18 protein-coding genes are annotated in these 20,496 nt (G+C 44.9%); 13 read left to right on the plus strand and 5 right to left on the minus strand.

Annotation, left to right across the window (positions count from 1 at the left end; translation table 11 throughout):
• Positions 1–2: 2 nt before the first annotated feature.
• The 3 genes from ACFOEK_RS00895 to ACFOEK_RS00905 all read left to right on the plus strand — a co-directional run bounded on the left by ACFOEK_RS00895 (position 3) and on the right by ACFOEK_RS00905 (position 3,056).
• The gene (locus ACFOEK_RS00895) at positions 3–440 is read left to right on the plus strand and encodes a SoxR reducing system RseC family protein (RefSeq protein ID WP_386714767.1); all 438 of its coding nucleotides are present in this window, start codon (positions 3–5) and stop codon (positions 438–440) included.
• Between the two features lie 106 nt (positions 441–546).
• Entirely contained in the window at positions 547–1,896 is a 1,350-nt protein-coding gene (locus ACFOEK_RS00900) for a DegQ family serine endoprotease (RefSeq protein ID WP_386714770.1), read from the plus strand.
• Positions 1,897–1,994: 98 nt separating this feature from the next.
• Positions 1,995–3,056, plus strand: coding sequence for a DUF4344 domain-containing metallopeptidase (locus tag ACFOEK_RS00905; protein ID WP_386714773.1), 1,062 nt, complete (start codon positions 1,995–1,997; stop codon positions 3,054–3,056).
• A gap of 80 nt (positions 3,057–3,136) precedes the next feature.
• Here ACFOEK_RS00905 and cysN read toward each other — a convergent pair whose 3' ends face one another.
• From cysN to ACFOEK_RS00920, 3 genes are all read right to left on the minus strand, one after another.
• Positions 3,137–4,813: a sulfate adenylyltransferase subunit CysN gene (gene cysN / locus ACFOEK_RS00910; RefSeq protein WP_386714776.1), complete on the minus strand. Its 1,677-nt coding sequence runs from the start codon at positions 4,811–4,813 to the stop codon at positions 3,137–3,139.
• A 21-nt stretch (positions 4,814–4,834) separates the two neighbouring features.
• Entirely contained in the window at positions 4,835–5,743 is a 909-nt protein-coding gene (cysD, locus tag ACFOEK_RS00915) for a sulfate adenylyltransferase subunit CysD (protein ID WP_386714779.1), read from the minus strand.
• A 204-nt stretch (positions 5,744–5,947) separates the two neighbouring features.
• Complete coding sequence (locus ACFOEK_RS00920; RefSeq protein WP_386714781.1) at positions 5,948–8,830, minus strand: insulinase family protein; 2,883 nt, start codon at positions 8,828–8,830, stop codon at positions 5,948–5,950.
• Between the two features lie 382 nt (positions 8,831–9,212).
• Here ACFOEK_RS00920 and ACFOEK_RS00925 point away from each other — a divergent pair, with 382 nt between their 5' ends.
• The 3 genes from ACFOEK_RS00925 (at position 9,213) to ACFOEK_RS00935 (ending at position 13,006) form a co-directional block, all read left to right on the plus strand.
• Positions 9,213–11,219: a methyl-accepting chemotaxis protein gene (locus ACFOEK_RS00925; RefSeq protein WP_386714784.1), complete on the plus strand. Its 2,007-nt coding sequence runs from the start codon at positions 9,213–9,215 to the stop codon at positions 11,217–11,219.
• Between the two features lie 201 nt (positions 11,220–11,420).
• Positions 11,421–11,675 (plus strand): hypothetical protein, encoded by a 255-nt coding sequence (locus ACFOEK_RS00930; protein WP_386714787.1) that lies wholly within the window; start codon positions 11,421–11,423, stop codon positions 11,673–11,675.
• A gap of 101 nt (positions 11,676–11,776) precedes the next feature.
• On the plus strand, positions 11,777–13,006 hold the full coding sequence (locus ACFOEK_RS00935) for a DUF445 domain-containing protein (protein ID WP_386714790.1): 1,230 nt from the start codon (positions 11,777–11,779) through the stop codon (positions 13,004–13,006).
• A gap of 122 nt (positions 13,007–13,128) precedes the next feature.
• Here the strand turns inward: ACFOEK_RS00935 and ACFOEK_RS00940 are convergent, their stop codons facing one another.
• Both ACFOEK_RS00940 and ACFOEK_RS00945 read right to left on the minus strand, forming a co-directional pair.
• Positions 13,129–13,929, minus strand: a complete 801-nt coding sequence (locus ACFOEK_RS00940; protein ID WP_386714793.1) for an alpha/beta hydrolase family protein — start codon at positions 13,927–13,929, stop codon at positions 13,129–13,131.
• Positions 13,930–14,313: 384 nt separating this feature from the next.
• Positions 14,314–14,850 carry a protease complex subunit PrcB family protein gene (locus ACFOEK_RS00945; protein ID WP_386714796.1) on the minus strand — a complete coding sequence of 179 codons (537 nt, stop codon included), beginning with the start codon at positions 14,848–14,850 and terminating at the stop codon, positions 14,314–14,316.
• 168 nt (positions 14,851–15,018) lie between these two features.
• Between ACFOEK_RS00945 and napE the strand changes: the two genes are divergently transcribed.
• The 7 genes from napE (at position 15,019) to moaB (ending at position 20,324) form a co-directional block, all read left to right on the plus strand.
• Positions 15,019–15,165: a periplasmic nitrate reductase, NapE protein gene (gene napE / locus ACFOEK_RS00950; protein WP_386714798.1), complete on the plus strand. Its 147-nt coding sequence runs from the start codon at positions 15,019–15,021 to the stop codon at positions 15,163–15,165.
• Position 15,166: 1 nt separating this feature from the next.
• Complete coding sequence (napF, locus tag ACFOEK_RS00955) at positions 15,167–15,787, plus strand: ferredoxin-type protein NapF (RefSeq protein WP_386714801.1); 621 nt, start codon at positions 15,167–15,169, stop codon at positions 15,785–15,787.
• Complete coding sequence (locus tag ACFOEK_RS00960; RefSeq protein ID WP_386714804.1) at positions 15,774–16,058, plus strand: chaperone NapD; 285 nt, start codon at positions 15,774–15,776, stop codon at positions 16,056–16,058. The genes napF and ACFOEK_RS00960 overlap by 14 nt, the downstream gene beginning before the upstream one ends.
• Positions 16,059–16,122: 64 nt before the next feature.
• The gene (napA, locus tag ACFOEK_RS00965; RefSeq protein ID WP_386714807.1) at positions 16,123–18,618 is read left to right on the plus strand and encodes a nitrate reductase catalytic subunit NapA; all 2,496 of its coding nucleotides are present in this window, start codon (positions 16,123–16,125) and stop codon (positions 18,616–18,618) included.
• Between the two features lie 13 nt (positions 18,619–18,631).
• A complete protein-coding gene (locus tag ACFOEK_RS00970) occupies positions 18,632–19,114 on the plus strand; it encodes a nitrate reductase cytochrome c-type subunit (RefSeq protein ID WP_386714810.1) in 483 nt (160 codons plus the stop codon).
• A gap of 16 nt (positions 19,115–19,130) precedes the next feature.
• Positions 19,131–19,715 (plus strand): cytochrome c3 family protein, encoded by a 585-nt coding sequence (locus ACFOEK_RS00975; RefSeq protein WP_386714813.1) that lies wholly within the window; start codon positions 19,131–19,133, stop codon positions 19,713–19,715.
• Between the two features lie 93 nt (positions 19,716–19,808).
• Entirely contained in the window at positions 19,809–20,324 is a 516-nt protein-coding gene (gene moaB / locus ACFOEK_RS00980; protein ID WP_386714816.1) for a molybdenum cofactor biosynthesis protein B, read from the plus strand.
• Positions 20,325–20,496 lie beyond the last annotated feature (172 nt).

A 20,496-nucleotide genomic window follows, 5' to 3' on the forward strand; every position in this document is an offset into this window, starting at 1 on the left:
GTTTGGTTGAAGAATCCGGCTTAATTGTGGCGGTCGAAGACGACAGAGTTTGGGTGGAAACCATCCGTTCGAGTGCTTGCGATTCTTGTAAAGCTCAAAAAGGCTGTGGTCATGGCCTGATTAATAAAGCGACTTCAGGTCAAAGATTCAGGCTTGATGTTCAGCGCAATGGTATTGCCGCAAAGGTTGGTGATACGGCCTTGATTGGTATTCCTGAAGATTCTATTTTGAAAGCCTCACTCATCGGCTATTTATTACCTATAGTGTTATTACTCCTGTTTTCTGGTACAGCTAAGCTGCTATGGGGGGAACTCCCTAGTATTTTGAGTGGGTTGTTAGGTCTCGGTCTAGGTTTTTTCTTAGTTCGCTATCTTGGAAATTCTGAACGACTTGGGGGCGGTCCTCAGCTCTTAAGGGTGAATCCAAGCTTCGATAGCTGAAACTTTTGATTAAAATCCAGGTCAACAAAAAATAACTAAAAACGCATCTGAGAGGATTAGAATGCAAGCATTTAAGAAATCATTTTCGATTCTTTTTGTACTCTTAATGAGTGTTTCAATCCAAGTATCCGCAAGGAGCCTGCCGGACTTTACCGAGTTGGTTCAGGATCAATCGCCCGCCGTTGTTAATATCAGTACTGTCACTCATTCAAAGTCCATGGGGGGATTGCCTCCTGGTTATGAGCAAATGCCTGAGATCTTTCGCCACTTCTTCCAGTTTGGTCCTCGTGGTGGAGAGCCCCGTCAACGTGATGCTCAGTCATTAGGTTCGGGGTTCATTATTTCTGATGATGGTTACATCCTTACAAACAATCACGTTATTGAAGGTGCTGATGAAATTATCGTGCGCTTAAGTGATCGCAGTGAGCTTGAAGCTCAACTTATTGGCGCAGATAAAAGTTCTGATATTGCCTTGCTGAAAGTGAAAGAGTCTGGACTACCTGCGGTCAAGCTGGGTGATTCAGATGAGCTGGAAGTGGGTGAGTGGGTGTTAGCCATTGGCTCTCCATTCGGCTTTGATCATACCGTCACCAAAGGCATTGTTAGTGCCAAGGGCAGAAGCCTTCCAAATGAAAACTATGTGCCTTTTATTCAAACGGATGTAGCCATTAACCCTGGTAACTCTGGTGGGCCTCTGTTTGATATGGACGGCGAAGTGATTGGTATCAATAGCCAAATCTATACGCGTTCCGGCGGTTTTATGGGTGTGTCATTCGCTATTCCTATCAATGTTGCAATGAAGGTTGCTGACCAACTTAAGCAAAAGGGGTATGTCAGTCGAGGTTACTTAGGCGTTCGCATTCAAGAAGTGAATAAAGAGCTCGCGGAAGCCTTTGGTTTGGATAAGCCTGCAGGTGCGTTAGTAGTTCAAGCGTACGATGGTGAACCAGCTGCCGAGGCTGGGATCATGGCAGGTGACGTAATCACAGAGTTTAATGATAAGCCAATTATTTTGTCGTCTGACTTGCCTCATGTGGTTGGTCAGGTTACGCCTGGCGAAAAGGCAACCTTGGTGATTAATCGTCAAGGAAAAGAACAAACTATCACGGTCACTGTAGGTGAGCTTCCAAGCTCGGAGCAAGTGTATGCCAATAACCAGAACCAAGCGCCGAAGTTGAATAACCCTCTGGGCATTTCTGTGGTTGATATGACGGACGAGCAACGCCGTAGTGCAGATATCAATAAAGGTGTGATCGTTGAACAAGTGGCTCCAGACAGTATTGTCGCCAGAAAAGGCGTTCGTCCGGGGGACATCATCGCTATGCTTAATCATCAGTGGATTGGCAGTAAAGCAGACTTCGATCAAATTATTGCTGAGTTACCTTCCGGGCGTAACCTGCCAATGTTAGTGATTCGAAAAGGCATGCGTCGTTTCGTATGGGTTCGAGTTGATTAATTTTTATCTTCTACTTGTTTAAGAAAGCACCCAAACGGGTGCTTTTTTTGTTTATAGTTAACCAATAGCAAATTTGATAAATACTTTGAGGAAGTGGAATGGGTATCAAAGTGTTTAATACTCACTGGTTATTGGCGTGTATTTTTTCTCTCTTCATTGAGAGCTCTTTGGCTATGGACAACAAAGAGCAAATCGTCGATCAGATTACTGAACAAATCACCAAGCAAAATGAAATCTCTTCGTTTCGTCCAAGTTCGGCTTATAAAACCGATTTCTTCGTTGAGAGCAATTTAGAGTTCACCTTATTACATGAGCTCTCTCATGCGGTCATTGAAATGAACGACGTTCCTGTTCTGGGAGGCAATGAACGTGCTGCCGATCAAATAGCCATTATGTTGATGATTATGACCAGTCACGGTTTTGATGAGTTTTTATTTGATCGCATGTTGTCCATTTCCGGGGAATGGATGATTGAGTGGCGTGATGAAATTAATCAGCACTCGCTTGCGTTTTGGGATGTTCATCCTCTGGCTATTCAGCGTTTTTATGATGTGACTTGCCTTGTTTATGGCGCGGCCCCTGATAAATTGGAGGCGATCAGAAAAGAAACTTGGTTACCCATAGAGCGCGCTTGGGAATGCGATAAGGAGTACACTAAAAATCGTCAGGCGTTATTGTGGTTAGCGAATAACTACAGCCATGTCAGTTTTGATGAACATTGGCAGTTATTCCAAAAAGAACTTCCATCGACACCAAAAAAACTGGTGAACGTTGAGTTCATTCGTCCTACCAATATGGCTTATGAGCCAATATATAACTGGCTGATGGAATCACAGCGATTGCGTTTTCTCATTGAACGTACCAATCAAATCTTAAAACTTCCTGAGCCCGTGACCATCTATTTTGAAACTCAATGTTCAGGTCCGGACGCTTGGTGGAGCCCTCAAGCCAAGAGCATTGTGATTTGCTATTCATTAATCAAACAGTTCCAAGAGAATGCTAAGAAATTAAAACCTTTAGTTGATCGTCTCAGCAATGAATCTGAGTTGGCGTTTCTGTTTTTGTTTCCAGAAAAGTATTCCGGGTTGTTATCCAAAGAGCGAGCAGTGTTGAGAAAGCGGTTCATTCAGCTAATGGATCAACTTCTCAGTAATGAATGAACATCATTGTTATTTGAATATAAAAAAGCCCCATCCGAGGATGAGGCTTTTTTAGAAAGACAATGAATTCTTTATTCTGTTTATAAAGAGTTCAATAGAGCCTTCAATGTTTCTTCAGGAGAACCTTTAGCTGTTACATCTACGATGCTGGTTCCTTCAAAGGCCGAATCAATCAGTTCCTTATCAAAACCTGCTTCTAGAGCACAGATAGCAATCAGGCCAGCTTTAGCAAACTGAGCAGCAACAGCGGCATTGTGCGCAGCGTCTGATCCGCAAGAATCTTCATCAATGACAGCGACCGCTCGACCTTGATTGAACAGTAGGCGTTCTAGCGCAGATGCTAGGTTTGCTTGTTCATCTGACAATAGAATCACTGACCCTGTTTGACCGAAACGTGCTTCGCGCTCTTCTTGAGTTACTGGTGTCAGTGCATCAAGATCAATGCTCTCTACCTTCTCAGATACATGGATCATACCAGCACCAACCGTGATGTTGGTTAGGCGATCAATGATGATGAAGGCGCCTGTGCCTTTGTTCTTTTGGTAATCATCAAAGCTGATTGGCTTGCTCAATGTGAGTTCACATAGACCAATTTCATTCAATGCCAATTGCGCGGCGTGCTTGTGCTCAAGCGTATTTACATCAACACGGTGACGAAGCGTAGAAACACGGCCCGTGGTGCTGTTGGTGTTGTGCTTGATGATGTATTCCTTACCAGGTGTCAGAGCGTCTTCTGCCATCCATACAATGTGTGCGTCGATTTTCTCAGCACTTTGCGGAAGGTTGTCAGATTTAACAATGACATCACCACGGCTACAGTCGATCTCATCTTCAAAAGTTAAGGTCACTGCCATTGGTGCGAACGCTTGATCAAGATTACCATCGTAGGTCACGATTTCTTTGATCTTGCTGCTCTTACCAGAAGGAAGCACTGTAATTTCATCGCCGACATTGATGATGCCGGATGCGATGGTGCCTTGGAAACCACGGAAATCCAGGTTAGGGCGGCATACCATCTGTACAGGCATACGGAAATCATCGAAGTTCTGGTCGTCTGCAATCTCAACCGTCTCAAGGATTTCCATCAAAGTTTTACCGTCGTACCACGGAGATTTTTCACTGCGGTTTACAACGTTGTCGCCATCCAGTGCTGACATAGGTACGAACTGAATGTCTTTGATGTTTAATTCTTTTGCAAACTCAAGGTAGTCCGCTTTGATGGCTTCATATTTCGCTTCGTCGAAGTTGATTAGGTCCATCTTGTTCACTGCAACCACAACGTGACGAATACCAAGTAGCGATGCAATGTAACTGTGACGTTTGGTTTGAGTTTTCACGCCTTCACGAGCATCCACCAAGATGATCGCTAGGTCACAGGTTGATGCACCAGTGGCCATGTTACGCGTGTATTGCTCATGCCCTGGGGTGTCGGCAATGATGAATTTACGCTTGTTGGTGGAGAAATAGCGGTAAGCAACGTCAATGGTGATACCTTGCTCGCGCTCAGCGGCCAGACCATCAACCAATAACGCAAGATCCAGCTTCTCACCGGTAGTACCCATTTTGGCACTGTCGGATTGAATGGAGGCCAACTGATCTTCATAAATCATTTTGGAATCATGAAGTAGACGACCGATCAGGGTACTTTTACCGTCATCTACGCTACCACAGGTTAGGAAGCGCAGTAGCTCTTTGTTTTCGTGTTCTTTGAGATACGCCAGAATGTCTTCTGCGATCAAATCAGATTGGTGTGACATATTCGTTTCCTACCTTAAGCCTTAGAAATAACCTTCTTGTTTCTTCTTCTCCATCGACGCTGCGCTGTCGTGATCAATCACACGGCCTTGACGTTCAGAAGTGGTGGTCAGCAACATTTCCTGAATGATGTCAGGTAGCGTTGCGGCTTCAGATTCAACTGCTCCAGTAAGTGGATAGCAGCCCAATGTGCGGAAACGCACACTCTTCATTTCAGGTACTTCACCTGGCTCTAGTGGCATACGATCATCATCAACCATGATCATCACCCCATCGCGCTCAACGACTGGGCGTTTGGCTGAGAAGTACAGAGGAACAATAGGAATCTCTTCCAAGTAGATGTATTGCCAGATGTCCAATTCAGTCCAGTTAGACAGAGGGAAAACTCGGATGCTTTCACCTTTGTCTACTTTACCGTTGTAGACATTCCATAACTCAGGACGTTGGCTCTTGGGGTCCCAACGGTGGTTTTTATCACGGAAAGAATACACACGTTCTTTTGCACGAGACTTTTCTTCGTCACGACGCGCGCCACCGAAGGCTGCGTCAAACCCATGCTTATCCAAGGCCTGCTTCAATGCCGCGGTTTTCATCACGTCGGTATGCTTGGCACTGCCATGAGTGAAAGGACCGATGCCTTGCTCTACACCTTCTTGGTTGGTGTGAACGATCAAGTCTAGACCGAGCTTTTTCACCAGCTCATCACGGAAAGTAATCATTTCCTTGAATTTCCACGTCGTATCAACGTGCATTAATGGAAATGGTGGTTTAGCAGGGTAGAAGGCTTTCATCGCAAGATGCAGCATTACTGCTGAATCTTTACCGATCGAGTAAAGCATTACTGGGTTTTCGAACTCGGCTGCAACTTCACGAATAATGTGAATACTCTCAGCTTCCAGCTCTTTAAGGTGAGTAAGGTTGTATTCCGACATGATTGAGTCTCGTACGTCCTGGAAATGTGGCTATTTTAAATTTGAGGAGAACTATACCAAAAAATGACCGATTATAAGAACCGATTTAGTTAGACTTAATTTGCATATAAATAGACGAAGTGTGTCTTTAGGTTATTAATAGAAATAGAGGCCATTCAACTGAACGTTGAATGGCCTCTATTTCTTGGGAATGCCCGTTAAAACCTAGAAACTTGGGCGTTCTTGCTTAAAGCGTCTTAGGTCTTCAATCTGGTTTTTAACATCAATTAATTCAGGCTGTTGATCGGCCAAACTTTGGCCTTGATATTGAATTAACAGTTCTCTGCTTTCTGGGCCAAAGAAAAAACGGTCATAGAAGGCGAGTAACTCTTCTTTGGTGATTGCATTAATTGCTGAAGTTAAGCGTTCACGAGTATCAAAGCTTGTTTGTTGTTGATCAATTTCTTGCCAGTAGCGGTCGGACAATTGGCCTAAACGTTGTGGTTTTTCATTCAGTTTGGCGGTCAGACTGGCTTTATGCTGAGTGAACTCGTCCTCAGGCATGGTTGTTAAGGTATCCCTGAATTGCAGTAAGAATGCCTGATAGTCATTCGATAAGGTTTTAGGGCCAACGGCATGAGACTGAGTAATCAATGTAAAACCGGGTACTTGAGCCAGTGGAATCGGTGTTGCAAAGACTATGTAGCCACGTTGTTTTTCGGTACGAATCTCGCTGTAAAACGGCGTAGAAATCACTTGGCTAATTAAACCCGCGTAAGCGCGTTCCTGGTCTGAAATTTCTTTACCCTGATAATAGGTTAACAGAACGGAGTCGTTGTGCTGGGTTTGCAGATTGAAACCGGTGATTTCACCTTCGGTCAGCTTACTCACGGTATTGGCAGGTACTTGAGTAATCTTACTGTTGTTAAACAGCGTCGTTTCTACATTGGAAGCAATCGCTTTGGACTCGTCGTTCGTTAGGTTGCCATGGGTCAGCATAACCACTTCGATTGCTTCGAAGAGGGTTTTTCGATATTGCTTGATGTCTTCTAGTGTGATCGCTTGGGCGGCTTCTAATCGCTCTTCAACCGTCCAGGACGAACTCATTAATAACGTGACTAGATTTTTATACGCCAGACTATAAGGCTTGTCTTTGGCTTCGTTGTTATAAGCACGGATGATTTCATCTTTATAAATATCAAAGCGAGCTTCTTCCAGAGGTGCATTAAGAACACTGTTCATAACGGTGTTTAGCAATGTTTCTAATTTTTCGCTGTAGCCTGATACCTTGATGGTAACGCCACGAGAATTACGATAAAGGGTGTAATCCAAGCCTGCTAAATAGGCAGGGTACGAATATTCGTTAAGGCTGTCATTGATCAGCTTGGTAAATAGATTACCGGCAACGCTATTTGCAGGTGTGTTGTTCGCTTGCGGGCTGCGAATGTTGATGAAAATATCCGCTTTCGGGCTATTAAACTCAACATTGGTTCTATGCCACAGTGTAAAGCCTTCTTTGGCAATCAATTGTGTGGGTTTATTACTTGATTGGTTGTTAGCTTCATCATTGCTCAGCAGAGTGAGGTGATCTGGAATAAATTGGTTTTTCTCAGGAAGGCTTAAATGCCCATTCGGAGTTGCAGATTTCCAATCAGCGATTAATTCGTCATCGAGTTTAGTCACAGAATATGGCGTTTGATACCACTTACTGGTTTTGTCTGTTGGCAAATTCTGTTCTGCTACCGTGACCAGTACATTGTCAGGTGTTAATTGATCAAGGTAATGTGTAATAAGCTTGTTGTCGTAACGAGACATTAGATACGGGCCTCGAATGACTTCGCGTGCCGTGTACTTCTGAAGGTTGCCGGCAAGGTGCGAAACAATTTGACGCGCCGCGTGTTGCTCTTGGAAACGGAAAGCGGTGTTGTTCAAACTTGATTGTTCATCAAACAACCACTGCTTAGGCCCTTCATTTTTTAACAGCTGAATATAGGCGAACACTTCTTTCACAATGTCTTGATAAGACGCCAAGCCTTCCTGGGTGAGCTTGATGGTGACGTTGAAGGTTGCGTATTCCAAATTATTAAAGCCGGAACCCGCGCTCAGGCTGTCCGCTAAGCCCTTTTCTTTCAAAGAAGACAACAAACTTCCTTCGCCTTCATGACCGATCAGATTAGATAGGTACTGAACCGGCTTTTCTCGGTAATAGGCAGCCAAAGAATCAATCGGGAAAACAAGAGACAGCGTTCGGGTGTTTTTAATCGGATTAATAAACACTTGGGCAGGCAGGCTATCCGCATTGAACAAAGGCTCTTCTATTGTATCGAGCTTGGTTCCATGATTTGGAATCGGTGAAAACTTTTGGACGACCCATTCATTTAATGTGTCCAGATCTTCTTTTCCTAGAACCACCAAAGTCATCAAGTTAGCTGAATAATACTTTTGGTAGAAGGCTTTGAGATCATCTTGAATCGGGCTTTGGTCATTGTCGGATAAGGTATCCAACGAGCCTACAGAAAACTTGGAGGCAGGATGATTCGGGTTAATGACTTCGCGGATGACTTCGTAGTTACGGCGAACATCGTCTTTTAGCTTGGCCTGATATTCTGAATGAACCGCATTTTTTTCACGATCAACATACTTTTCGGTAAACAAAGGTGTCTTGAAGAAGGCAGAGAAACGATCCAGAGCCGGTTCCAGCGCACTGTGCTCAACTTCGAAGAAATAATTGGTGTGCTCGCTGGCAGTGAAGGCGTTATGGCTGCCGCCATGCTTGCTAATAAATGACTGGTATTCGCCGGCTTCAGGGTAATCTTTAGTGCCGAGGAACAGCATGTGTTCAAGGAAGTGCGCAAGTCCTTGGCGATACTCCGGATCTTGTAGGCTGCCAACATGTACATCGAGCGCAGCTGCCGCTTTATCCGCGTCTGCATCTGAAATAAGCAGAACCTTGAGCTTGTTGGGAAGCTCGACAAATCGATATGACTTATCGTCTGTATCGGGCTGTATCACAACATTTGGATCGTACTGCGAGTTTTTGAGAGAGACGTATGCAACTGCCATGATAATTAGAATACCAATGCTTAAAAAACTGATTTTAGAACTCATCGCCTTGTCCTTGTTTTTCCCTACAAGCGAAAGTGACAGACTATCCTAACTGTTGAGTTGGAATATTTCACCTAATGAAGTTGTATTAGTTTGAACGAACTTAGCTAAGACATTGAAATAAATGGAGAGTTTCAGCATTTCATTGTATTAGCGATTTTTGATGCTTTCATAATGTGACCAGTTATCTGGTATTGGTCAAAAAATGTACTGTTGTGGTAATGATCGTCTTAACTGGAAAAGAGGTGATCTCAACAGGGAGCATAAAGTGAATACCATATTTGACTTGGCAGTTAAATTATCCAATCTCCTTTCTTTTAAACAGAAATTTCTTTTATTAATTGCAGTTAGTCTTATTCCTCTCACGATCGGTTATGGTCTGATTATGAAAGATGCATTGGCGACCCGTACGTCTGCACAGTCGGCCTTATCCGCCACTTATTACATCCAACCATTGCGATTTTTGGTTGAATACATTGCTCAAACTCGGGGCATGACCAATGCCTATTTGAATGGCGGCAAGGACTTCGAAAGTAAAATACTGGCGAAGCGGAAGCTGGTGGAAGAAAACTTCCAGCGCTTGCTGGACGTGAGTGAAACGTACCCGATCCTCGATCAATCCATGCAACAAAAACCACAGCAGTTGTATTCTCGTTGGCAACAGATCACGCGCGGTGCTTTTAATGGTCAGGCTAAGACGATTTTTTCTGATTACACCGAGCTGATTGCTTCGGTACTGGACTTTATGGATACCGTGGGGCGTGAAGGGCAATTACTGCAAGAAGAAGACGCAGCCAACAGTTATGCCATTAATAGCTTACTAAATACCTTACCGAATCAGGTGGAAGCGCTGGGCAAGTTACGAGGAAAAGGCTCTGGTGTTATTGCCTCTGAGGCGTTCACTTTAGATAACAAACTGATTGTAAGCTCTTTGGCGGACAAGCGTCACTTGTTCGCGCTGCAAAAAGATATGGCTTACTTGTTTGACGAGGCTCCATCGCTGAAGTCAGAGCTCGATGCTACCTATAAAAAAGCCGTAAAGGAGCTAGAACAATTTATAGGTATGGCAGAAAAACAGGTGATTCAGGCAACGTCTAAGACGATGGAAGCTCCGGACTTTTTTAGTGCGGGTACTAGTGCCATCAGTAATCTCTTTGTGCTTTACGATCGTATGCTTGAGTCGTTGACGGATCGTATGTCACAACGGGCTGATCAAGCTTCGGTGTCATTTCAAAGTATGTTATTCATCGTGGTGGCGATTACTTTGCTTATGGTGTTCTTCTTCATTGGTATTTATTTAGGCATACGCCGAAATATTACCAAGATGTCTGAAATGGCAGGTGAATTGTGTGATGGTAATTTGGATGTGCGTTTAGAGCTTGAAACTCGAGATGAAATGCGGCTTATCGCTCAAAGCTTTAACCAAGTCGCGGAGGGTATGAAACAATCCATTCAATCCGTACTCCAGTGCAGTGATGAAATCGCTAAGACTGCTCATGAGGTGGCTGAAGCCAGCTCGAATACCGCACGATCAATGGATAACCAGTCGAAAGAGTTGGATAGCTCTTCCAGCGCCATTACTGAGATGAATAGCTCAGTAGGGGAGGTTGCAGGTAGAACCGAAGAAGCATCAGCATCGGCGGATGAAGCAAAAAACCAGGCCGAACAGGGCGATTTGGTGGTGTCCAATGTGGTCAAGAACATTGAAGGTTTGTCGCAGGATCTTATCAATGCAGTATCTGTGGTGGAGAATCTTGAGGAAAACAGTAAGAACATCACTAAAATTCTTGAGGTGATTCAGGCCATTGCCGAGCAAACCAATTTGTTGGCCTTAAATGCGGCTATTGAAGCAGCAAGAGCTGGAGAGCAAGGTCGAGGCTTTGCCGTGGTGGCTGATGAGGTTCGTACTTTAGCGCAACGAACTCAGAACTCAACGCAAGAGATTCAACATGTGATTGAGAAAATTCAATCGGGTATTGCCCAAGTAGCCACCGTAATGCGAAGCAGTGAGGCCAGTGCCGGGGAATCGTCATTACTGGCTAATGAAGCCGGAGGCGTTCTGAAATCCATTGCCCAAGCTGTTTATCAAATCACGGATATGAGCTCTCAAATTGCTACTGCAGCGCATGAACAGTCGTATGTAGCTGAAGAAATTACCCAAAGTATTGTGCGCATCGCGGATGATGCAACATCATCATCGGATAATGCCAAAGCGTTAGCCGCCTCCGGTGCGAAGATGTCTGAAATGTCGGATCAGTTGAAACGTATCTTGAGTCACTATTCTGTCCGTTCTGAGGGGCGGGAGATTGAACGTAGAGTGGTCCCAGTCAGTGCTTCTTTCTCGGCAAATCGAGCTCGAAAAGAAGTTCGAGAGCTTGAGTTTGCCAATTAGTCACTGTCTTAAATATCGTCAGGTTCTGTTCTTTTAAGAAGAAAAAGAACAGAACCTATTAAATGTTAGTGTCACCCGCCTGTATCCATATTCACAGGAAAATCTGGTTCCGCCTTGATCGAATGTTCTAAGATGGTGTAACTATTCAGCCTTCTACGGACCGTCTATGAGCTTTCACACCCCCAAGCTGCTATTAATGTTTTGAAAGTTGGTAAGAAACATCCACGTTGGCAAGAAGCCGCTGAGTTTATTTTGGAACGGGCAACGCCAGAAGTTAAATTACTGGTCTCAGTTGGCCGCCAGCTAGAACGTGAAGAGATGTTGAAAGAACGATTAGAAAATACTTCCTCTCTGCCAATTCAGCAGATTATTAAGTACGTCCTTATAGCTTTGCTTTGTGCTTCGGTGAGTGGTGTCTCAGGTTATATCTTGGCGAACGCGATTAAGTTTTGTTAATACATGGGTTTTGGACATCTTGAGGATTAATTCTTAGTGTTCCCCTGTCGAGATTTTTGGTTATGATGTCAGCCGATAATTAAAAGAATAGACCTCAAAGGATGGATAGTTTGGTTGATCAACACATCTCATATCAGTGGTTAGTGCTCATTCCTATCGTGGCAGGTTTCATTGGTTGGATTACCAACTGGCTGGCCATCAAGATGATTTTTTATCCTCGTGTGTGGCGCGGTGTCAAACTTGGCTCTTTTAAGCTGGGTTGGCAAGGGATCATTCACCGAAAGTCCTCGGGCTTTGCTAAGGCCATTGGCAAACAGGTTTCAGAGAACATGCTGCAAGCCGAGGATTTATTGCCTGAAGTGACCAATGAGCGCGCTAATTTCTTTATCAGTAAATTTCCTACGTTGTGGAAAGAAATCGAAGGTGGGGAGTTTCTGCCGGACATGCTGGGTGAGCATTGGCAGAAAATGTCGCCGTTACAGCAACAAATGGTGAAAATGCAGATTCGTTTTGACAGTCGATCTTTGTTACTTGAGCTAGTGAAGATTGCCCGAGCTAAATTTGTTGATCGTTTCGATATTCGTAAAGTTATCAGTCATCGTTTATCGAAAGATTCTCGTTTGTTGGCGGAATTGTTTGGCAGCATTGCGCGCCCTGAGTTACGAATGATTGAAATCTATGGTCTCTATTTTGGTGCTTTTATTGGTGCCATTGAAGGACTGTTATTTACTCTGACGGAAATGAGCTGGACGGTATTTGTTTTTGGGACGTTGGTCGGCGCGATTACTAATTGGTTGGCTATTGAGATGATTTTCCGTCCTCGCTTCCCTAAAAAGATATTGGGTATCGAGTTTCAAGGGCTTTTTCCCAAGCGCCAGAATAAGATCGCGGCTCAGTTCGCTGTGGTCGGTGAAGAACATGTGTTACCGGTTTCTGCATTTGTGGATGAGATCATGAAAGTACTTGAAGATCAGGATTTTATTGATGATCTTGAGCAGACCGCCCGCCGGTTTATCCATCGTATTCTCGGAAATTATGTGGACCATTTACCGGAAGGCGTGTCGGTGGATGACATAGCGGATAAGGCCATCGAGTTTTATTATCAAAAGCAACCAACCCTGGAACCTCAGTTGGTGGCTGAGTTAAAACGTTTGCTGGAATCGGATTATCGTGTGGCTGAGATCATCGAAGATAATCTATCCCAATTACCAAAAGATAAATTTGAGCGCGTGTTAAGAATCGTATTTGAGCAAGACGAAACAACTCTGATTATCATTGGTGCGGTGATCGGTTTTATGATCAGTGGTATGCAGTTTATGATTTTTGCCTAGGGAAGCGTGTTATTTAGAGATTCTAGAAATGAAAAAAGCCCAGTCAGAACTTGTATGATGAAGTTCTGACTGGGCTTTTCTATGTATAAAACAGCGAGTGAAGCTGTTAGCAATACAACACGTTATGCAACAGAGGTTAACACCGCTTGGTTGTCATCGCCTTTGATGTAACGTGATACCCAGGCACCGATGGTTTCAGCCACATATTCGGCATCTTCTTTACGTGTGATCAAATGGTCCGTTTGATCAAGCGAAACAAAGCTCTTTGGATGCATGGCTGCCTGATAAATGTGGGCCGCTTCTTCAATCTCTACCGTATCATCGATCGGCGAATGCATGATCAGTAGTGCTTTTTTCAGTTTGCGAATCTTCTCATCAAGTTTCTGCTCTTGAATGTCTTCCAAGAATTGTTGTTTGATGGTGAACTCACGTCCACTCAGGGTGACCAAGGCACATCCGCAGTCTTCAATTTCTTCTTTATGGGCTTCAAATAAGTGTGCTACGTGTGCAGGATCGCTTGGTGCGCCAACCGTTACCACAGCTTTTACTGAGTCAACCTGGCCAGCACAAGCCAAGACTGCTGCTCCACCTAAGCTGTGTCCGATCATGATCGAAGGGGCTTTGTATTCTGTTTCAAGAAAGCGAGCGGCAGCCACTAAATCTTCAATGTTTGAAGAAAAGTTGGTGTTGGCAAAATCACCTTCACTGCTGCCTAAACCAGTGAAGTCAAAGCGAAGTACTGCAACACCACGTAACGCCAGTTCTCGACCAATACGGCTGGCAGCAACACTGGTTTTGGAACAGGTAAAGCAGTGGGCAAACAAGGCATAGGCTTTCGGATTTTCAGGGCTTTCAAGCATGCCATCAAGACGAAGGTTATCAGAATTAGTAAAGGTTACTTTTTGGCGGGTCACTCTAGTCATGTTAAACCTTAGTCATATTCGACCTATCCCCTTATTACAATCATCCATCACAGCTAACAGGACAGCCATCACAGTTGCTTTGCATGCACGAATATCGGGTAGGTCATTATCGAGTCAGATAGTAGTTATGCAGGAGGTTGATCATGCCGGATAGGATCTTTCTGAAACGCATGTTCATCCAAACCTGTGTGCGATGCCTTTATTAAGCGAATACTGTGCCACAGCCAACGGAGCCGTGAATTCTGCTGTTTTAAAGCTCATCACACTTATAAGGGCGCCATGATAATGAAAAATAATGGTGCGTACAGTTAGATTTGGTAATTACCTGCATTAATTTAGTGCATTGGGCGTTTGGAAAGTTCGTAAAAGGACGTTATGGCTCGGTTAGTGGGCGGCCTTCGCATTCGACAGCACGGCTTTCCCTTTTCGATCCACCACTGTCACCGTCATATCTTTAATTTCATCTTTCGTGAATTTCTTATCCAGTGTCAGAATTGCGCAAGGGCTGGTCAATGCTGAGGTCGTCATGCTGCCGGGAGGCGGAGTAATCCAGTTCGCTCGAACGGTGAGGCCGGTTTCAGTGAGGTGAATGGCGTCCACATTCACGGCATAGCCACCGCTACTTTTTTGACCCATTGCGATTAACAACACCGATTGTTCTTCCTCAATTTCTTTGGGTTGTACTTGTTGTCCGATGACACGTCTGCGTAATTGCTCCATTTCGTCAAGATACAAGGTCTCGCCTTCGTCGATGTGCATCAGCCGAACTTGCGGTTGGCGAATTGAGCATTGGTGTGACTTGTATATGGATTGCCAGGTTAAGGAAGGTGCTGGTGTAGAGTCTGAATTGTCCATGTGTTTGCACGCGGTTAGTGAAGTCGCCAAAAAAGCAGTAAAAACGAAGAATTTTGTATGGCTCATAAGAGTAATTCCTTTGTAGTTGATCTCAGTCAACTAAGTATATCCACAATAAGCATAGAGTCTTTCTACAGAATATTTAAATCCTAGCTAGTATGAATTTGTATGTACTTCCATGCAAAAGAAACGCGTGTAAAACGAAACGCATACAAAAAGAGAAGGTGAGGAACTATGGACGAGATTGAAAAAAACGAAGAAAGGAACATGTTCCTGTTCTTAACTGTGGTGTTATTCCCAGTACTTTCGGTCGCTATTGTAGGGGCTTATGGGTTTGTGGTGTGGATCAGTCAGATCTTGATGGGGCCGCCAGGAGCCTAAGATGGATATCTCCCGCCGTTCACTGTTCCGAGGTCGAATTTCTTCAGGTGCTAAAGCGCCTCTTGAGCCGATTCGTATGCCTTGGATGATTGCAATGGAGGACTTCACTGATCTTTGCTCTCGCTGTGCAAAGTGTGTTGATCAGTGTCCTGAAGGTGTGATCAAGAAAGGGGATGGTGGCTTTCCGACAGTCGATTTTCAGAAGGGTGAATGCACCTTCTGCGCTGAATGTGTGGATGTGTGCCCTGAGCCTGTTTTTAAAGCGACTGATGAACCCCCATGGCATTTGACGGCGGTTATTGCTGAAACCGCTAACCAAGTGTCTGTGACTTTTGATGGCGTTTGCATGGCCTATCAAGGTGTTGTTTGCCAAAGCTGCAAAGACGCATGTGATGTTCGTGCCATTCAAATGAAGTATCTCTCCTCTGCTACTCCCGTTCCAAAGATTGATGTTGATGCCTGCACAGGCTGTGGTGCTTGTGTATCTGTGTGTCCAACCAATGCCATTGGAATAGTAGAGAAGGCAGAGGAAAGCTTGAGTGCAAACGGCGCTTCAACGACGAATGCACAAGAAGCTATAAAACAACAAAAAGGAGTGAAAGCAAAGTATGCGATCACCTGAGCAGTACATAGATTCTCTGGAGGGGGAATATCACATTTCGAGTGTGATAGTGCAGTTTAAGCAAGAACATCATTGCCAGATTAAGTCCGTCATCAGTGACATCGAAGGAGCAGAAATCCGTGGCATTGATGATGATCAAGGAAAAATGGTTGTTGTGGTCGAGCACCAAACCGAACGAGGCATGGTAACGATCATCGATCAGCTGAAAGATATTTCCGGCGTGGTGAATGTGTCTTTGGTCTATCACCAAGTCGATGATGAAACAGAATAACGATTTCTAATTATTACTAACGAATTATTAATGTGATTCTCAGCAATAGCTTGAGGGGTGAAAAATGAAATTAACTCGTCGTGATTATATCAAGGCACAAGCTGCAGCAACTGCAGCCGCGGCTGCTGGTATTAGCTTGCCAACACAGGCAAGTAATGTGATCACCAGTTCGAAGGAAACCGAGCTGAAGTGGTCGAAGGCACCGTGCCGATTCTGTGGAACCGGTTGCAGCATTCACGTTGCAACTAAACAAGGTAAGGTGGTTGCAACACACGGTGATATCAAGTCTGAAGTAAACAAAGGCTTGAGTTGTGTGAAAGGCTACTTCTTATCCAAGATCATGTACGGAAAGGATCGTCTGACCACTCCGCTATTGCGTAAGAAGAACGGTAAGTTCCATAAAAACGGAGACTTCGAGCCGATATCTTGGGATGAAGCCTTCGATATCATGGAAGAAAAGTTCAAGAAGACCTTGAAAGAGAAAGGGCCGGAAGCCATCGGTATGTTCGGTTCTGGTCAGTGGACAGTTTGGGAAGGTTATGCAGCGTCCAAGTTGATGAAAGCCGGTTTCCTATCCAACAACATTGAACCAAACGCACGTCATTGTATGGCTTCAGCAGTTGCCGGTTTCATGCGTACTTTCGGCATCGATGAGCCGATGGGCTGTTATGACGACATGGAAAACGCCGATGCCTTCGTGCTTTGGGGTTCTAACATGGCCGAGATGCACCCGATCTTGTGGACGCGAGTTACGGATCGTCGTTTAAGTGCGCCACATGTGAAAGTTGCGGTGTTGTCTACCTACGAGCATCGCTGCTACGACTTGGCTGACTTGCCAATGACGTTCACACCTCAATCGGATCTGGCGATTTTGAACTTCATCGCAAACTACATTATCCAGAACGATGCGGTTAACTGGGATTTCGTCAATAAGCATACTAATTTCCGTCGTGGTAATACCGACATTGGTTACGGCTTGCGTCCTGAGCATCCGTTGCAGCAACAAGCGAAGAACGCTGACAAAGCAGGCGGCTCTTCTCCGATGACGTTTGACGAGTTCAAAGACTTTGTGAGTGAGTACACCGTCGAGAAAGCAAGCGAGTTGTCTGGTGTGTCTGAAGACAAACTGCTGTCTTTGGCTAAAATGTACGCTGATCCAAACACCAAGGTAACTTCCTTCTGGACCATGGGGGTGAACCAGCATACACGCGGTGTGTGGGTGAACAACCTGATCTATAACGTGCATTTGTTGACAGGAAAAATTGCCAAACCAGGAAACAGCCCGTTCTCTTTGACTGGTCAGCCTTCAGCGTGTGGTACTGCTCGTGAAGTAGGTACCTTTTCTCACCGTCTGCCAGCAGACATGGTGGTTAAGAATCCTAAGCATCGTGAATACGCTGAGAAAATCTGGAAGCTTCCTAAAGGCATTATTCCTGGTAAGCCAGGTTTTCATGCGGTGTTACAAAACCGTAAGTTGAAAGATGGTGACATCAACGCGTACTGGATTCAGGTAAATAACAACCTGCAAGCTGCACCCAATATGAATGAAGAAACCTTGCCTGGCTATCGCAACCCAGACAACTTCATTGTGGTTTCAGATGCGTACCCAACTGTCACAGCACAGGCTGCAGACTTAGTGTTACCAACGGCTATGTGGGTTGAGAAAGAAGGTGCCTTCGGTAACGCAGAGCGTCGTACTCAATTCTGGCATCAATTGGTGAATGCTCCGGGTGAATCAAGATCTGATTTATGGCAGTTAGTAGAGTTCTCTAAGCGTTTCACAACCGATGAAGTGTGGCCTGCTGAAATCTTGGAAGCGAACCCTTCTTACAAAGGTAAAACCCTGTTCGAAGTACTCTACAAAAATGGCAATGTCGATAAGTTCCCATTAGATCAGGTCAGCAAGGATTACGAGAACTTCGAAGCGAAAGACTTCGGTTTCTACATCCAGAAAGGTTTGTTTGAAGAGTATGCAGCGTTTGGTCGCGATCATGGTCATGATTTAGCTCCGTTCGATCGATACCACGAGGAACGCGGTCTGCGTTGGCCGGTTGTGAATGGTAAAGAGACCAGGTGGCGTTTCATTGAGGGTGAAGACCCTTACGTGAAAGAGGGCACGGGTTATCAGTTCTACGGTAAGCCAGACAATAAAGCCATTATCTTTGCGTTGCCATTTGAACCAGCGGCAGAAGCCCCGGATAACGAGTACGACTTGTGGTTATGTACTGGTCGCGTATTGGAGCATTGGCACTCAGGTTCTATGACTCAGCGTGTTCCTGAGTTGTACAAAGCCGTACCGAATGCGGTGTGTTACATGAATCCGGAAGATGCCAAGAAACGTGGTCTTCGTCGTGGCGATGAAATTAAAGTCGTCTCTCGCCGTGGTGAGATTCGTACCCGAGTTGAAACTCGTGGTCGAAATAAACCGCCTGTTGGTCTTGTGTTTGTTCCTTGGTTCGATGCGTCACAGTTAATTAACAAAGTAACTCTGGATGCCACCGATCCGATTTCGAAGCAAACAGACTACAAGAAGTGTGCTATCAAAATTGTGAAGGCGTAAGGGGAGAAGGATCATGACTAAATTGACTCTTATTAAGAAATCAATCCACGCCTTGGTAGCGTCTGTTGCTTTGGTAATTTCAATGATGACCGCCTTCGCGGTAGCGGGAGAAACTTATATTTCGACGCTACGCGGTGAAGTGGATTTCAATAAAGAAGAACAGGCGCCAGTCATGGCTAAGGTGGAAAATGAGGATATCAAGCGTCAGCGTGATTACCCAATGCAACCACCAACCATTCCTCATAAAATTGACAATTATCCGGTGAATAAAAACGCCAACAAGTGTATGTCTTGCCATGCCCGTGATCGTGCAGAAGAGTCTCAGGCTCCGATGGTAAGTGTGACGCACTTTATGAACCGTGATGGTAACTTCCTGGCTGAAGTGTCTCCGCGTCGTTACTTCTGTAACCAGTGTCATGTGGTGCAGTTAGATGCCAAGCCATTGGTGGAAAACGACTTTCAAGACGTTTATCACATCATTGGCGAGAAGAAGTAGCTGAGGAGTATGTCGTATGGGCAAAATTAAAAAATACCTCAGGGTACTCAAGAAACCCAGTGTGCATTACAGCTTAGGTTTCTTGACACTCGGTGGCTTCATCGCTGGTATTATCTTCTGGGGGGCCTTTAACACGGCTCTGGAAGCGACTAACACAGAAGCTTTCTGTACTGGCTGTCACGAAATGCGTGACAACGTGTATGAAGAGTTGAAAACCACTATTCACTTTTCTAACCGTTCTGGCGTTCGTGCCAAGTGTTCCGACTGTCACGTACCACACAACTGGACCGATAAAATTGCTCGTAAGATGCAAGCGTCGAAAGAAGTGTGGGGCAAAATTTTCGGCACCATTGATACGCGTGAAAAGTTCCAGGAGCACAGAAGACGTTTGGCTGAAAATGAGTGGCGTCGTCTGAAAGCCAATGATTCTTTGGAGTGCCGTAACTGTCACAACTTTGAATACATGGACTTCACTCGCCAAAGCAAGCGCGCCATGGAGCAACACTCAACAGCGTTGGCCAGTGGTGAGAAAACCTGTATTGACTGCCATAAAGGTATTGCTCACCACCTGCCTGATATGAAGGGCGTTGAAGGCTGGTAAGTGATAGAGGTACACTTTCCTAATCGGAAATGAAAGAAAAACCGCCCTAATGGGGCGGTTTTTTGTGGTTATGATGAACGTGGATTAAAGATTATGGGACATAAAGCGCCAAAAGAATTTATACCAGCTCGTATTGCGGTATTGACGGTTTCGGATACGAGAACACTGGAAGAAGACACATCGGGTCAGTATTTGGTGGATTCATTGACCGAAGAAGGTCATCAACTGGTGGATCGTCAGTTGATCATTGATGATGTGTATTTGATGCGTTCGGTAACCTCTCAGTGGATTGCGTCGAAGGACGTACAGATCGTGCTGATCACTGGCGGTACAGGCTTTACTGGTCGAGACACGACCCCAGAAGCGATGCGTCCATTGTTTGATCGTGAAATTGAAGGCTTTGGAGAGCTTTTCCGTCATGTTTCTTATGAAGAAATTGGTACTTCCACCGTGCAATCCCGAGCGTTGGCCGGTTTTGCTAATGGCACAGCGATTTTTTGTATGCCGGGTTCAACCAATGCCTGTCGTACCGCTTGGACGAAGATTCTTAAGGAACAATTGGACAATCGTCACAGACCGTGCAATTTCATACCTCATGTAAAGCCATAATGAACTTAACTTGATGGTTAACTAATGTAGACTTCTTTAAGGATCACCGTTAAGGAGTGGCGAATGTCTTACACCAGCTACTGCGGATGACACAATTCGATTAGCGATGATCCTTCTATACTCACTAGGAAGCAAAAGTGCTATTGGATTTTGACGCTTTGTATGGCACGTT

The organism is Litoribrevibacter euphylliae, assembly GCF_042646085.1.
Classification (GTDB): Bacteria; Pseudomonadota; Gammaproteobacteria; order Pseudomonadales; family Litoribrevibacteraceae; genus Litoribrevibacter; species Litoribrevibacter euphylliae.